At 45.4% G+C, this 15,508-nt stretch carries 14 protein-coding genes; 6 read left to right on the forward strand and 8 right to left on the reverse strand.

From position 1 onward, the window contains the following. Nucleotides 1-7 precede the first annotated feature (7 nt). The 4 genes from AACR09_RS04630 to AACR09_RS04645 all read right to left on the reverse strand — a co-directional run bounded on the left by AACR09_RS04630 (nt 8) and on the right by AACR09_RS04645 (nt 4,025). Nucleotides 8-745, reverse strand: coding sequence for a dienelactone hydrolase family protein (locus AACR09_RS04630; protein WP_193836065.1), 738 nt, complete (start codon nt 743-745; stop codon nt 8-10). Between the two features lie 216 nt (nt 746-961). Continuing rightward, nucleotides 962-1,897 carry a pyridoxal-phosphate dependent enzyme gene (locus AACR09_RS04635; RefSeq protein ID WP_193836066.1) on the reverse strand — a complete coding sequence of 312 codons (936 nt, stop codon included), beginning with the start codon at nt 1,895-1,897 and terminating at the stop codon, nt 962-964. A 161-nt stretch (nt 1,898-2,058) separates the two neighbouring features. Continuing rightward, nucleotides 2,059-3,351 carry a sensor histidine kinase gene (locus AACR09_RS04640; RefSeq protein WP_193836067.1) on the reverse strand — a complete coding sequence of 431 codons (1,293 nt, stop codon included), beginning with the start codon at nt 3,349-3,351 and terminating at the stop codon, nt 2,059-2,061. Next, nucleotides 3,348-4,025, reverse strand: coding sequence for a response regulator transcription factor (locus AACR09_RS04645; RefSeq protein ID WP_004736501.1), 678 nt, complete (start codon nt 4,023-4,025; stop codon nt 3,348-3,350). Before AACR09_RS04645 ends, AACR09_RS04640 begins: the two co-directional genes overlap by 4 nt. 125 nt (nt 4,026-4,150) lie before the next feature. Between AACR09_RS04645 and AACR09_RS04650 the strand changes: the two genes are divergently transcribed. From AACR09_RS04650 to AACR09_RS04660, 3 genes are read left to right on the forward strand one after another with little or no spacing between them, the layout of a single operon-like run. Further along, entirely contained in the window at nt 4,151-5,170 is a 1,020-nt protein-coding gene (locus AACR09_RS04650) for a glycosyltransferase family 2 protein (RefSeq protein WP_102535652.1), read from the forward strand. Beyond that, nucleotides 5,167-6,654 (forward strand): ArnT family glycosyltransferase, encoded by a 1,488-nt coding sequence (locus tag AACR09_RS04655; protein WP_193836068.1) that lies wholly within the window; start codon nt 5,167-5,169, stop codon nt 6,652-6,654. The genes AACR09_RS04650 and AACR09_RS04655 overlap by 4 nt, the downstream gene beginning before the upstream one ends. Continuing rightward, complete coding sequence (locus AACR09_RS04660) at nt 6,641-7,105, forward strand: GtrA family protein (protein WP_108166354.1); 465 nt, start codon at nt 6,641-6,643, stop codon at nt 7,103-7,105. Before AACR09_RS04655 ends, AACR09_RS04660 begins: the two co-directional genes overlap by 14 nt. Nucleotides 7,106-7,218: 113 nt before the next feature. Here AACR09_RS04660 and AACR09_RS04665 read toward each other — a convergent pair whose 3' ends face one another. Beyond that, on the reverse strand, nt 7,219-9,543 hold the full coding sequence (locus tag AACR09_RS04665; RefSeq protein WP_416222640.1) for a YgiQ family radical SAM protein: 2,325 nt from the start codon (nt 9,541-9,543) through the stop codon (nt 7,219-7,221). A gap of 330 nt (nt 9,544-9,873) precedes the next feature. On the opposite strand from AACR09_RS04665, the gene AACR09_RS04670 reads away from it, so the two are divergent. Together AACR09_RS04670 and AACR09_RS04675 are read left to right on the forward strand one after the other, a co-directional pair. Continuing rightward, nucleotides 9,874-10,554 (forward strand): hypothetical protein, encoded by a 681-nt coding sequence (locus AACR09_RS04670; protein ID WP_193836070.1) that lies wholly within the window; start codon nt 9,874-9,876, stop codon nt 10,552-10,554. 121 nt (nt 10,555-10,675) lie between these two features. Continuing rightward, on the forward strand, nt 10,676-10,876 hold the full coding sequence (locus tag AACR09_RS04675; RefSeq protein ID WP_004736508.1) for a DUF4250 domain-containing protein: 201 nt from the start codon (nt 10,676-10,678) through the stop codon (nt 10,874-10,876). A gap of 248 nt (nt 10,877-11,124) precedes the next feature. On the opposite strand, the gene AACR09_RS04680 is transcribed toward AACR09_RS04675, so the two are convergent. After that, the gene (locus AACR09_RS04680; protein ID WP_004736509.1) at nt 11,125-12,036 is read right to left on the reverse strand and encodes a LysR substrate-binding domain-containing protein; all 912 of its coding nucleotides are present in this window, start codon (nt 12,034-12,036) and stop codon (nt 11,125-11,127) included. Nucleotides 12,037-12,315: 279 nt separating this feature from the next. On the opposite strand from AACR09_RS04680, the gene metE reads away from it, so the two are divergent. Next, nucleotides 12,316-14,664, forward strand: coding sequence for a 5-methyltetrahydropteroyltriglutamate--homocysteine S-methyltransferase (gene metE / locus AACR09_RS04685; RefSeq protein WP_193836071.1), 2,349 nt, complete (start codon nt 12,316-12,318; stop codon nt 14,662-14,664). Nucleotides 14,665-14,772: 108 nt separating this feature from the next. On the opposite strand, the gene AACR09_RS04690 is transcribed toward metE, so the two are convergent. Together AACR09_RS04690 and AACR09_RS04695 are read right to left on the reverse strand one after the other, a co-directional pair. Next, nucleotides 14,773-15,171, reverse strand: a complete 399-nt coding sequence (locus AACR09_RS04690) for a GspS/AspS pilotin family protein (RefSeq protein ID WP_004736511.1) — start codon at nt 15,169-15,171, stop codon at nt 14,773-14,775. Between the two features lies 1 nt (nt 15,172). Next, entirely contained in the window at nt 15,173-15,469 is a 297-nt protein-coding gene (locus tag AACR09_RS04695) for a YciI family protein (protein ID WP_004736512.1), read from the reverse strand. Nucleotides 15,470-15,508 lie beyond the last annotated feature (39 nt).

Genomic DNA, 15,508 nt, shown 5'->3' on the forward strand with positions numbered 1-15,508 from the left:
TCGAAGGTTATCTGGTGGTGGTTTCTAGCACATGAGTAAATCTATCCCACGATTTTTGGTCAGCTTCTTGTTGATAGTTGTTTGAGCCGAATACGGTAAAGGCATGTGGCGCACCACTGTAGGTGATCATTTCATGCGAAACCTTGGTTGTTTCAAGTTGAGCGGCAAGGCTGCCAAAATCTTCCATTGTAATCATAGAATCTGCTGTGCCATGGAACACGATAACCGGAGCTTTGGTCTGAGAGTAGTCTTGTCCTTTTGGTGTCGATAAACCGCCATGGAAGGTGACATAAGCTTTTGATGGGATACCCGCACGAGCGGCTTCTAAAACGGCAGCGCCGCCAAAGCAGTAACCCATCATCACGTTGTTATCTAAGTTACCACCAAGCCTTTTCGCTTCCATCGCTCCCGCATTAAGTAGTGCACGCATTTTTTCTCTGTCTTTATACAACTCGCCTGTGTGCTGTTTTTTGTCTTTCACTTCGGTCGGGCGAATGCCTTTACCGAATAGGTCGATGGCGAACACGTTGTAACCGAGTTCGTTGAGCATCTCAGAACGTTTCTTTTCGTAATCAGTTAAGCCGTCCCAATCATGTATGAGCAGCACCAAAGGCGCTTGATCGCTGGCCTCACTCCAATAACCTTCGTAATCCATACCATCGACTTGGTAAGTGATGTTTTCTCCTGAAATCGCAGAGAAGGGCAGTAAAACTGAAAACAAGCCTAGCGTGGTGAGTGTTCGCATGCGTTATTCCTTTCGATGACAATTGACGTTCCAATCGAAAGTATAGATAACGCGATGATTCTCGCCATATTTCTGTTTCTAACTTGAAATGTATGGCAGGGATAGCCGGTGGCTATTGCTGATGAATAGCCATCGAGAGGGAGTGCGATGGCTGTTTTGTGATGTTTTCAGCTTACCAAAATTTGAATAGCTAAGCTGGGGAATAAAGGAAAACAATTACCAAGATGCGTTGGTTTTGGTTTTGCTAATGCTCATCTCTGGATACTTACGTTGATAGCGCGGCAACATCGACTCATTACCTAAGATGCCACCTTGATGGATATAGATGACGGTTTTGGTTGGGTTGTCTTCTTGCCATCGCTCTAGGCATTGCCACATCAATGGGTCGTAGAGTAGGTCGAATTCAATATCCGTTTGTTCTTGTAGATCCAACCAGGTTTGATAGTCCTGTTGATACAACTTACCAAAGTGGTGCTTGGTTTTGAGCGGTAAAATCTGTGGGTGATCGGATTCGCCAAGTTCATTGAATTGCTGCGTTAAATAGTCGCTGCCGCCAACACACGCACAGGTTAACACCGGGATGCTGTGCACTTTTAAATGCTTATGCAGATACAGAGCCGTACTGCCGGTTCCTGCTGGTAGTGCGACCACGAAATCGTGTTTGTTTTCGAAACGCGTCCAGCTGAGTATTTCCATCGCCAGTTGCTTCACGCCGTATTCAGAAAGCTGAGAGCGTCCACCTTCAGGCAATACAATGCACTGAGAATCTGGCTGTCTTATTTGCTCAATATACTCCTGAGGATGAAGCTCAGAGCTCATCTCTTTGACTGAAATAACCTTAGCGCCCAAGTCTACAGCGCCACGGTAATTGCCGATTGGACGTTCTTGTAGCCATTGAGGAAGGTGGTCAACGTAAAACTCAAGCGTCCAGCCTTTAATTTTTGCAAGTGCAGCGAGTGAGAATAGAGAGTTAGCTTGCGCAGAACCGTAGCTGATTAAGGTTGTCGTATTCGGGTGTTCGTCTTCCAGTAGCTTCATGAACTTTCTGGCTTTATTGCCACAAAAGTGAGAGTGGAGCTGATCGTCACGCTTTAAGAAAAAGGTGTGGTCGTTGTATTGATGTTGAGTTACAGGGCTATTATTTAGTTTCATCGCGCTTAGACAAAATGCTGACTAAGAAGCCAGCATTTTTAGTTCAAATAGGACTAACAAGTATCTAGTAGCCTGCAAGTGCTGTAAACCAACTAAATCAAGTTTTCGTCGGATATTGAGTACAGCTCTAAGAGTTTATTTGGTGCTGATCTAGTTGATGTTTATGTAGATGTTTGTTTAGATGAGGTTGAATCTGTCTGAAAGGCGATTCTGGCAGTGCACCCTCCAGAGTTGCGATTGACCAACTCAAAGCCCCAATGGAAGCGTTGGCACAAGTCGTCGACAATCAATAAACCTAATCCATGACCATTCGGATTGTATTGTTCCTGAAGGCCTTCACCTTGGTCTTCAATCACAATGCTCTGTTCAGACAGGGTAACCGTGACAGTGCCACTATTGGTCGCTGCAATGGCATTCCTCAATAAGTTGCCGACCAACATATTCATGATCGCGCTGGTGGCTTGAATGGTCGGCTCTGATTGAATGTGTAAGGATATCTCGACTTGCTTCTCATCCGCCTGTAATGAATTCTTGGAAACGATAGCTTCTAACTCTTGCTGACTAAACAAGCGCAGTGGGGCATCGTCACTGTTTCTTTCATAACGAACTAAACCGAGCAGGGCATCGACCATTTCTGACATCTGGATAATGGCTTCATCGATGCGCTCAACCTGACGAGATTGAAATTCCGTTGTTTCGCTTCTTAATAGCAATTTATTCGCACCACGAGCGACCGTTAGTGGGGTTCTTAATTCATGACTTGAATAACGAGCAAACGCCTGTTCACGTTTGATCAAGGAATTGATTTCTCTACGGTATTGATTGAGTTGGTTTGTTAACTGACGAAACTCAACAGCTGCACCTTCACTGACATCAAACTCTTCATTAAGGTTGAGCTTATTCGACTCAAGCTGTTCAGAAAGAGAGTTGAAGGGCTCAATCAGTCTCTTAGATAGGCGATAGAGCAACGCACCAAAGCCAAAAATCAAGATAGAAAGCAGTGTGAGTACAAAGGTGGTCGCGTACATGAGTTCAGAAACATCTAACTCAACAAGGTCTATCTCGGAAAGCAGGATAATTGGAAAGGTTTCTCCTTCGTCAGTGTATTCTCCCACATACACCATACGAGATTCTGGTTCTTCGCCGACTTCACCAATGAAGCTCTCTTTATCTTTAATAAACTTGTAATATTCGGCAGGAATGAATGAAGGATCGTTATAGGCGATTGTCAAATCATCTATTCTTAACTCACCACTTTCTCCTGCTTGAAATAACCTTACCGCATAATCTCGGTCAATCAGGATGCGTCTTTCACCGACCCGATCTTCTGACATGTAAAGCGCGGCAACAAAAACGACATAGACGAATGCAGATACAATCACGGCCATCAACCCAAAGAAAAGCGCTAGGCGGCCTGTGAGTGTTTTGGTGCTTGTCAGAACATTTGAAATCAATTCGATGGCTCCAGACGGAATCCAACTTTAGGAACGGTAATCAACATTGGGGTGTCAAAAGGCTTGTCGAGTTGATTACGCAGTTGATAGATATGGCTACGTAACACATCGTTGTTGGGTTCGTCTTCTTGCCATAGCTTGTAGGAAATATCTTCACGAGTCACTACTTCAGGTGCTTTTTGGCACAGCATCTCAAGGATGGTGTAAGTCGTTGGGTTAAGCGCGAGCAGTTTGTCTTTACGGTAGGCTTTACGGGTTTTTTGATCAATAGTGAGTTCATCAAATTGAAGCTTAGAAGAAGCCACTTTTCCTCGGTAACGACGAACAAGAGCGTTCATTCTGGCTTCCAAAATATCCAAATCAAAAGGTTTGGTTAGATAGTCATCGGCACCATGCTCAAACCCTTTCAACATATCATCGCGGCTATCTAACGCGGTAAGCATTAGAATAGGCGTTGCGTTGCCTTGGTCTCGCAGTTTATTACAAACCGTGAGGCCGTCCATTCTTGGCAACATCAGATCCAATATGATGATATCAAATGAGTTTTCCAACGCGAGTTGCAGGCCGAGTTCGCCGTTGTCCGCATAATCGAGTTCCATACCAATACACTCAAAATAATCAAACAAGACACCTGCGATTTCACGGTTATCTTCGACTAATAGAACTCGTTTCATTTTGATTCTCATACAGAAATAGACGGTAACATTATCCTGAGTGAGCGTGAAAAATATGTCAATAACATAACTTTCACTTATGGGAGGGTAGATTGGATTCAGATTAAAAAATAGAAGAACGTATTATGTCTGAACTTCATATAAGCCGCCCTAAGATATCTACATCGCAGATCAACCCTGCGGTTTCTCTGTCTATCATTGTGCCTTTTTACGATGAACAAGAGGTATTGGAAGAGTTCCACTCTCGCCTTACCAAGGTGCTTGATAGCTTGCCCATCAAGAGTGAAATCGTTTATGTCGATGACGGTAGCAAAGACAGCAGCTTGGAGTTGGTGAGTTCATTCACTTCAATCAATAGCTCAATTTCTGTTATCGGTTTAAGCCGTAATTTTGGCAAAGAATCAGCGATGAGCGCAGGCCTCGAGCACTGTCGTGGACAAGCGGTGATTTTGCTAGACGCTGACTTACAAGATCCACCTGAGCTTATCCCGCAAATGATTGCCAAGTGGCGCGAAGGTTATGACGTCGTCAATATGCAGCGTAGCCAGCGCGACGGTGAAACATGGTTTAAGAAGTTTTCAGCAGCGAGCTTTTACAAAGTAATGAATGTGGCGGCGAAGATTGATGTTCCTGAGAATGTGGGTGATTTCCGACTGTTAAGCCGGGAAGTTGTCGACCATATCAATCAGCTTCCAGAGCGTAACCGCTACATGAAAGGCATTTTTTCATGGCCGGGTTTCCGACAAGCGACGCTCCAATTTAAGCGTGATGCTCGCTTCTGTGGTGAGACCAAGTGGAACTACCTCAAATTAATCGGTTTGGCGATGGATGGGATTACCTCGTTCTCTATCCGACCTCTGCGTATTGCGACGGCCATTGGTGGTTTAGTGGCACTTACTGCTTTTGTGTATGGCGTCTTTATCGTATTCAAAACCACTATGTTTGGCGAGCCTATCACGGGTTACCCGTCAATGATGGTCGTGCAACTTGCCCTTGGCGGTATTCAACTCCTGAGTATTGGTTTAATGGGTGAGTACATAGGTCGTATTTTTATCGAAACCAAGAATCGCCCTCTGTATCTGATTCAGTCGGTGGTCGATACACCTGCATTAAAAACACATTTCAAATTAGAGGAGTCAGCATGAGCCTGAACAGAACGCACCTATGGTATTTGTTGGCTTTTGCACTGGTTCTAAGACTCCTATCTTTGGCGACTTATCCGTTAATGGATACTACGGAGGCGCGCTACGGAGAAATGGCTCGCTTGATGGTGGAAACCGGCAATTGGTTAACACCTCAGTTTGATTACGGCATTCCTTTTTGGGGCAAGCCACCGTTGTTCACATGGATGAGTGCTGCTGGTATTGAGCTGTTTGGTTTGAGTGAGTTTGCTGTTCGTGCACCTCACTGGTTAGCGGGAGTAGCGACAATTTTGTTAACCGCTTACATGGCGAAGCGAACTGGGCAAAGTGCGTTGGTTGCCGCGGTAGTGTTGGCGACATGCGGTATTTTCTCTATTGCCGCGGGCGCTGTGATGACAGACATAGCATTAACCTTAGCGATGACCATTGCCATGTTAGGCTTCTACTTGTGTTGGCTAGGAGGAGAGGGTTGGAAAGGTGAAGGCAGTGCGAAGACTAATCGATCTTGGGGTTATGTTGGTTTCATTGGCTTAGCACTAGGCTTGCTTGCAAAAGGGCCAGTAGCGATTGTGATCATGGCTATCGCAGTTTTCCCTTGGTTAGTATTACAACATGGCTTCTTTGGCGCTTTCAAAGTGCTTTGGCAACGCTTTCCATTGTTGTCTGGCTTGGGTGTGATGCTAGCGATTGCTTTGCCTTGGTACATCATGGCTGAAATGGCAACACCGGGCTTTATTGATTACTTTATTGTTGGCGAGCACTTTAAGCGTTTTGTTGTGAGTGGCTGGGAGGGCGATTTATATGGTTCTGCCCATGACCAAGCAAGAGGTATGATCTGGCTGTTTTGGCTTCAAGCGGCTGCGCCGTGGTCGATTGTATTACCTATATTGGCATTTGCTCGACGTAAGAAAATTGCAGAAATTAATACTGAAAATCGCGGCTTGTTTTCATTTCTTGTCTGTTGGTTGATTTCACCTCTGATTCTTTTCACTATGGCGGGCAATATTCTCCCAGCTTACGTCCTGCCAGGTATTCCGGCTCTTGGCTTGTTGATTGCTATACTCGTAGTGGAAAAAGATAAGAAGTGGTTCTCGAGCGTGGCTTTGGTTCTACCCGTGTTACTAATGATTGCGATGGTCTACCTGAATCTCGGCAAGGCGAACGAGAAAAGTGACCGTATTATCTTCGAACAGATTACGGATTCTGCGCCAAGCTTTTACGTGGGTAAACGACCATTCTCTGGGCAATTTTACAGTCATGGTCAAGCGAAAAAACTTCTCGATATCGAGCAGCTAGATGGCATTGATAAGTTCTACCTGATTGGTAAAAGATCTGAAGTGGAAACCAAGATTAAAGAGAACGCATTAACGTGTATTCTAGAGCCAACGGTGAAAATAAAGCGTGCTTTATTCAGCTGTCATAGCTCAAGCATCAAGCCAAATCTATCGTTGAGTCACATTCAAAGTGGCAGCGATGTTCAGCGTTAACTCGGGGTTACGAATGTTCAACAACAAGCTTCAAACGCAAAGTCAGAGGTTACAGTCCCACCACAAGGTAGTTCGATTTGCTGTGGTTGGGATTGGTGGGTTTGTTGTTGATTGCTTAGTTTTTGCGTTACTGCATTATGCCGTTGGGCTGCCTTTGATGAGTGCACGGATAGGATCTTTCATTGCAGCCGCAACGACAACGTGGTTTGGTAATCGAGTGCTAACTTTTGACTTCAAAGGGCAGGGTAGTTGGTCAGAGAAGTTGATTCAGTGGCAAAAGTTCATGTTTTCCGCATCGATATCGGCGATACCTAATTTGCTGTGCTTTAAGCTGATGACTGAATTGCTTCCTGCATTTACTGGGGCTGTATTTATCGCAATGGCCGTTGGTATCTTGGTGGGCATGGTCACTAACTATTTGTTTAGTCAGTATTGGGTCTTCACCCGTTAAGCTCTCTTGTAATCAATTAGCCAATTAAAAATATTGGTAACAGACACAAAAAAGCGCAGCTAAATAGCTGCGCTTTGTATTTTTACGATAGTGAAGTAAATCGGCTCGCGATATTAACGCTGTGTTGCGCGCTGGCGATTCTTTCCGTTACTTGCTGGTTTACCACCTTGACCATTGCCCGCTTTGTTGCGGTTTGGCTTGCCATTTCCGCCGCCATTGCCTTGAGATTGCTGACTAGCAGGGGCTTTTTTGATGAAGCCAGTCGCTGGTTTATTACCATTACCGTTCTGCTTCCCGTTGCCCTGATTGCCCTGATTGCCCTGATTGCCGTTACCTTGGCTACCTGTTGGCTTCTTACCACCCGGTTTAGGCTTATTGCCACCTGGCTTAGAATGGTTACGTGGACTTTCGCCGCCAAGACCCGGTTGAGCTTTGCTGTGCTTAGTTGCAAAACGTTGTGAGCCGTGACGACCAGACTTACGACGCTGTGCCGGTGTCTGAGCTTCAAAATCTTCTTCTGGTACTAAGCAGTTCGCTCTGTCACCAATTAGGTGCTTTTTGCCCATGCTGATCAGTGCTTCACGGATGATCTTCCAGTTTTCTGGATCGTGGTAACGAAGCAGTGCTTTATGCAGACGACGTTGACGATCACCTTTAGGCACTGGAACATCTTCACGTTTTTTGTATTTCACGCGCTTCAGAGGGTTAGTCTCTGAGTAGTACATCGACGTCGCATTACACATTGGCGATGGGTAGAAGTTCTGTACTTGGTCACACTCGTAGTTATGTTTTTTCAGCCACAACGCAAGGTTAAGCATGTCTTCATCTTCCGTGCCCGGGTGAGCAGAGATGAAGTAAGGAATTAGGTACTGTTTCTTACCCGCTTCAGCGCTGTACTTCTCGAACATCTCTTTGAAACGATCGTAAGTGCCCATGCCCGGTTTCATCATCAGATCCAGAGGGCCTTTTTCAGTATGCTCTGGAGCAATCTTCAAGTAACCACCAACGTGGTGAGTTACAAGCTCACGAACGTATTCTGGAGATTCAATCGCAAGGTCATAACGAACGCCTGATGCGATCATTACTTTCTTGATGCCCGGAACCTTTCTCGCTGAGCGGTAAAGATCAATGGTGTACTGGTGGTCTGTGTTCAGTTTTTCACAGATTTTAGGGAACACACATGATGGGCGACGACAGTTAATTTCAGCTTTAGGATCAGAACAACCTAGACGATACATGTTCGCCGTTGGGCCACCCAAGTCAGAAATGGTACCGGTAAAGCCAGGTACTTTATCTTTAATGTCTTCGATTTCATCCAAGATCGATTCTTTCGAACGGTTCTGGATGATACGACCTTCGTGCTCTGTGATTGAACAGAAAGAACAACCACCAAAACAACCACGCATGATGTTAACCGAGGTTTTGATCATGTCGTATGCAGGAATTTTCGCTTTGCCATACATAGGGTGAGGAACACGCTTGTAAGCAAGGCCAAACACGTAATCCATCTCTTCAGTTGCAAGAGGAATTGGCGCTTGGTTTACCCATAGCTCGCGGTCACCGTGGCGTTGAATAAGAGCACGACCTGAATACGGGTTAGTCTCTAGGTGCAGAATACGGCTAGCATGAGCGTAAAGAATACGGTCGTTATTGAGCTTTTCGAAACCAGGGATACGAACCGCGGTTGTTTTTGCATCGTGACGAGAAGGACGAATAGTAATTGGCTGCGCCTTTACTTCTTCTTTTTCATCTTTCTTGGTATCACATTGTGTTTCTACTTCGTACGGGTTAACCGGAACGTAGGCTTTGTTCGGTTTTTCGATACGAGAAGAATCGATAATTTTGTAACCTTCAGGCGCTGCAGGCAGGTTGATAGCAGTACCGCGGATATTGGTCAGCGTAGACATGTCTTCGCCATCGGCAATGCGGTGTGCCACTTCAACCAGTGCACGCTCAGCGTTACCGAAAAGAAGAATGTCTGCTTTTGCATCAAACAATACAGAGCGACGAACTTTATCAGACCAGTAGTCGTAGTGCGCAACGCGACGTAAGCTTGCTTCAATACCACCAAGAACGATTGGCGTGCCTTTGTAGGCTTCACGACAACGTTGAGAATAAGTCAGAGTTGCACGGTCAGGACGCTTGCCACCTTCATTGTTTGGCGTGTAAGCATCGTCGTGACGAAGTTTGCGATCAGAGGTGTAGCGGTTGATCATGGAATCCATGTTACCCGCTGTGATGCCGAAGAATAGGTTAGGTCGACCCAGTTCCATAAAGGCATCTTTACTGTCCCACTTTGGTTGGGCAATGATGCCCACGCGGAAACCTTGAGCTTCAAGCAAACGGCCAATGATAGCCATACCAAAGCTCGGGTGATCGACATAAGCGTCACCAGTTACAATAATAATGTCACAGCTATCCCATCCAAGAGCATCCATCTCCTTTCTACTGGTAGGCAAAAAGGGTGCTGTTCCGTAGCACTCGGCCCAGTATTTTTTGTGTTCATGAATAGGAGTGATATCGCTGTACATATTTCAACCTCTGATTTTTGAGGCGGGAATTATAGCGGCATGAGCCTAGACTAGCCAGTAGAACATGCCCCTGTTAGTTCTGATGTCTTTCGCCATTTTGCAGATAATGCTGACAAAAGAACCATACAACAGCATAGTTGAAGCCTTGAATAACGTCGCTAATTTGTGATTTTGATTAGTGTTCGCAGCAGTTTTTGATATTATTCGCGAAAATAAGTCTGAAGAAGTAGATCCACAATGGTCGAATCATTATTAGTACAATTTGCTCCGATGCTATTAGGAGCCCAACTGATCTTAACCCTCATCTTGGTAAAAGGGGATATTTGCCCGGGACAACGTGGCCGTATTCACAAGATGTTACCTGCGATTGGCGTGCTTTGGCTTGCTGTTGCTTCATTAAGAATTGAAGCGTTTCTTGTCGTGTTCGCGATCTTTTATTTCTATTCTCAAGTTCAAACTAAGAAGACACGTGATTCTGGTCCTATTTGGGTGATGTACCTTGCATGTGGTTTGGCGCTGTCATACGTTGCTATCCAAGCGACTGAGCAAGCAACCACCGTCGGTATTATTACTACTTTACTGCTAGTGGCACTGTTGGGGTCTGCGTTTGGTCATTTACTGCTGACGATTGCGAGAACACGCTTACAAGCATTTCACCGTGTTCTGCCTGTTGTGGGCGTATTAACAGGCATGCTGGTGGTTTTGGCGACGGTCGTAAATGTTTATTCTCTGTCTGAAGCTCAATTAGAGCCCTTGATTTCAACCCTACTGTTTAGCTTTGCTTTGCTAATCTCAGCTATCGTAGTGTGGTGTTGGCATCTATTGTTCGTCAAAACCCCTGAAAAGCTTCAGCTGACTATTTCATTGTTGATGTTATTGGTGGCGGCCGTTGGTTTAACGCCAGTTTGGGCGATGTAGGCGGTTATTGATCTCACAAGCCTTTCGGTGTTGAATCGAAAAAGTGTGATCTGTTTTTTAGCGTGGTGTTGGTAAGCGTTCTAAACTTAAATCTAGTCGGTGTGTTCGTTAGGAGTATGGGATGGATTTAAGCAACGTCAAAGGTTTCGATAGCATTATTTTGCTGGGAATCGTGAATGAAAAACTTCGCTTAGAATGCGATAGCTTTGAAGAGCTGATCAGTATGTATGAAATGGATATAGAAAGTGTTGTAGGTAAGCTTGATATGCTTGGCTATCAATACGATCCATTAACTAACCAGTTTAAGTCTTATCCAAGATAAGCAGCAAACTGGCGCATGTTCTGTCGATTGTGAGCCAGTTATCGAGAATGAACTAGCTATCGATTGTGAGCCAGTTATCGAGAATGAACTAGTTATCGAGAGTGAGCCAGTATCGTGAATGAACAAGTACCGCTATCGTCGGTACTAAAGCTAAAAGAAGAAAGTCACAGATAATCTGTGACTTTTTTGTTTCTGGCGCATTCCTATCTGGTTCAACGCTGGCATAAACTAACCCAACAACGCGCATCTTAAACGACTTCAATGCCATCTAGGTGACTCTTACTTTGCTGTCTTGCCGTGCTAAAGAAAGCTTGTAGGTAACGTTTGTCTTTTTCTGAGTTTCTTACCGCTGCGAATAACCTTCTTGAAAGCCCTTTGCCTAATGGTTTGCTGGCAATGAGTCCTTGCCTTGAAAATTCACTGATCGCCCAGTTTGGTAATGCTGCGACCCCTAAGCCAGCTGATACCATTTGTACCAACATTAATGTGTTGTCTGCCTGTTTCCATTTCTTTGGTTCAACGCCTGCAGGTTGCAAAAAGTGTTTCACTACATCGAGACGCTGCTTTTGAACTGGATACGAGAGCATCGTGATATCACTAAGATCTTGCGGTTCGATACTCGGCTTTTCGGCTAAAGGAGAGTTGATCGCGGTGATAAGACGCATCTCAAAATCGAAAAGCGGTTCGTAGTGAACTTCAGAACGGGGCTGTATATCGGAGGTGATCACCAAATCTAACTCACCTGCCATCAATGCCGGTAGAGGCTCGAACCCGAACCCTGAAGAGAAATCTAGCGTCACGCTTGGCCAAGCAACTTGGTACTCTTTCAACGCGGGCATTAGCCATTGGAAGCATGAGTGACACTCGATCGCCATGTGCAATCGGCCATTCACATCCTCTTTTAGGCTCGCCAACTCATTCTCTGCTTTAGCAATCTTTGGCTGTATCTCATCCGCGAGCTTAAGCAAGATCTCACCCTCAGAGGTAAATTTCACTGGCCTAGTTTTTCGTAGGAAAAGCTGACCGCCAATACGCGCTTCAAGGTCTTTTAATTGATGAGAAAGCGCCGACTGAGTCAGGTGAAGAGAGGTCGCAGTGGCTGTTAACGATCCGCTGTCTCTCAAGGTGGTCAATGTTCGAAGGTGTTTAAGCTCTATCATGAGTATTCCTCATATTCCCTAAGCCAATTCAATATTTCTTAATAATCACCCTACGGTGTTTTTGGTCTTTTGTAAACGTCTAGATGTCCAGATGGATTTAAACTGTTCATCTTTGGATGATTCAAGATGAATATTATTAATAAACAAGATGAATATTTGGACGTTGTCCATAGATCGGATTAGGGCGATAGTTTAGCCATCCAGACGCCTTTATGGGAAAGTGAAATCATCAAAGGCAGTCTGACCGGAAATTAAAATTATCGAATAAGGAACAGACTCATGACAACAACAACGCATATTCTTGGCTACCCACGCATTGGTGAAAAACGCGAACTTAAATTCACGCTCGAGAAATACTGGCGCGGTGAAATCGATCAATCTGAGCTCAAGCAACTCGGCAGCGAATTAAGAAATCGTAACTGGAATGTACAAGCTGACGCGAATCTAAGCTTTGCAACTGCGGGTGACTTCGCATGGTACGACCATGTTCTAACAACGACTCTACTTCTAGGTCATGTGCCAAAACGTCATGCTGGTGGACCAGAAGATGAAAAAGCCTTCCCAGATCTGGATACCTTGTTCCGTGTAGGTCGCGGTCAGTCTCAAGTTCAGTCTACTTGCTGCGGTGGTACGCATACGTCTAATGATGGCACTAAAGACAGTTCGGCTGCTTCCGACATGACGAAATGGTTCAACACCAATTACCACTACATTGTTCCTGAGTTCAGTAAAGACGACACCTTTGAAGTGAGCTGGCCGCAGCTGTTTGATGAAGTGAATGAAGCGATTAAAGCCGGGCATAAGGTGAAGCCAGTCCTTCTCGGCCCGCTGTCTTACTTATATCTAGGTAAAGAAGTGGAAGAGGGCTTTGAGCGTTTAACATTGCTTCCACGTTTGCTTACTGCTTACCAAGCGATTTTGGTTAAACTTGCCAAGTTAGGTGTTGAGTGGGTGCAAATCGACGAACCTATCCTTTCTCTGGAACTTGAAAAGCGGTGGGCAGATTCATTCAAGTTGGCTTATCAAGTGATTCAAGGCGATGTAAAACTATTGCTGACCACTTACTTTGATTCTGTGACTGATACGTTGGGCAAGATCGTGGAGTTGCCCGTCAACGGCTTACACATCGATTTGGCTGCCGCACCGCAGCAACTCGATGAAGTGGCGAATAAGTTACCGGAAGATTGGGTACTTTCTGCGGGTGCAATCAATGGACGCAATGTTTGGCGAGCAGACTTAGCTTCTCAGCTTGAGTTACTGCAACCTGTGAAAGAAAAGCTAGGCGATAAACTATGGGTCGCAAGTTCATGTTCACTGCTGCATAGCCCGGTCGACCTTGAGTTAGAAGAGACGCTTAGCGAAGAAGTGAAGAGTTGGTTTGCCTTTGCAAAACAGAAAGTGACCGAGGTGAGCTTATTGGGTGCGGCGTTAGACGGTGATCAAAATGCCATTTTGGCGTGTGAGACTTACAGCCAACCTATCGTTGCACGTAAGAGCGCGACGCATGTGAACAAGCCGCAAGTTCAAGCTCGACTCAATACCATTACTAAAGCACTAGCAGAGCGCAGTGCTCCATACGCAGAACGCGCAGCGCATCAGTCTGAAGTTCTCGGCTTACCGTTATTACCAACTACAACTATTGGTTCGTTCCCACAAACAGGTGAGATCCGAGTTCAGCGTAGTGCTTACCGCACTGGTCAATTGAGTGAAGCGGAATACACCAACGCACTAAAAGGCCACATCGCGGATGCGGTCAAACGTCAGGAAGCACTTGATTTAGATGTGCTTGTTCATGGCGAAGCCGAGCGCAATGACATGGTGGAGTACTTTGCAGAAAACCTAGCAGGCTTTCAAACCACCAAGTTTGGTTGGGTACAAAGCTATGGCTCTCGCTGCGTGAAGCCCGCGATTGTGGTCGCGGATATCGAGCGTGAAAAACCAATGACGGTGGAATGGTCGACCTATGCACAATCTCTGACTTCGAAGCAGATGAAAGGCATGCTGACAGGACCCGTCACTATTCTATGTTGGACATTCCCACGTGAAGACATCTCACGCAAAGAGATCACTAACCAACTGGCGTTTGCTCTGCGTGATGAGGTGTCTGATTTGCAAGATGCAGGGATCAACATCATTCAAATCGATGAACCTGCCATTCGTGAAGGTTTGCCTTTGAAAAAGCGCGACCATGCAGAGTACTTAGAGTGGGCAGTGGATGCCTTTAAGATTTCAGCAGCGAGTGCTAAACCAGAAACTCAGATTCATACCCACATGTGTTACAGCGAGTTCAATGAGATCATTGATTCAGTGGCCGCACTAGATGCCGACGTGATTACCATTGAGACTTCTCGTTCGAATATGGAGCTACTGAAAGCGTTTGAAGAGTTTAACTACCCGAATGCGATTGGACCGGGTGTTTATGACATTCACTCACCAAACATTCCTTCAGAAGAGTGGATTGTTGATTTACTGAAGAAAGCGGCAGAAAAAATCCCAGCAGAACGTTTGTGGGCAAACCCTGATTGTGGTTTGAAGACCCGTAACTGGGCAGAAACAGAAGCCGCACTGACAAACCTTGTGTCGGCGACTAAGACACTGCGTAAAGAGTGGGAATCAGCTGAGGTATAATTCAGTCTAAGATTTTGATTGATCCGTTAACCCACGATGAACCACAACAAAGGCCTCGCATTTGCGAGGCCTTCTGGTTTTATACTTGTTCGAATCTCGAGCTAGAAACTAGCTGCTACTTTGACACGTATCTTTACTGATCAGCTTCTCAACGATCAGTTGTCCGCGAGTGTTGCGAATCTTGATGTTGTAAGCCAAGCCCATGTCGAGGTTTGCTCTTACTTCAGAGTTGGTGCAGTAGCTATTCACACTCATGTCTACAACTTGGTTTAAAGGTTTAGCACCTTTTGCATCTTGGTTGTAGATCATCATGATTTCGATAACCGTGTTTTTTGCTAGCACGCGCATGACCGATAGCGGACCATACTCAATCGGCAAGCCTGCGGATAAAACGCCAGCGCGATGCTGCGCCATCATTTCTAGCTGTCTTTGTTTGTCTTGTTCACTTGATGAGCTGCAGCCTGCAAGCAGAACAGCGGCCAGTGAACCGATAATCCATTTTTTCACGTTAAAATACTTTCTTGAATGGTTTAACAATCACATTTTGGTAGACACCTGCAGCAATGTACGGGTCTGCGTCTGCCCATGCCTGTGCATCGTCTAAAGAATTAAACTCAGCAATCACAGTAGAACCTGTGAAGCCCGCTTCACCAGGGTTATCTGAATCAATCGCTGGCATTGGACCTGCTGTCAAAAGGCGGCCTTCATCGTGAAGTGTTTGTAGGCGTTCTAGATGTTGTGGGCGAACACTTAGGCGTTTTTCTAATGAATTTTCGACGTCTTGAGAAAAAATCACGTACCACATATTGAGATATCCTTATTTTACTTCACTAAATTGAGGGCG

The sequence above is a fragment of the Vibrio sp. OPT20 genome (genome assembly GCF_963889365.1).
In the GTDB taxonomy this organism is placed as follows: Bacteria; Pseudomonadota; Gammaproteobacteria; order Enterobacterales; family Vibrionaceae; genus Vibrio; species Vibrio splendidus.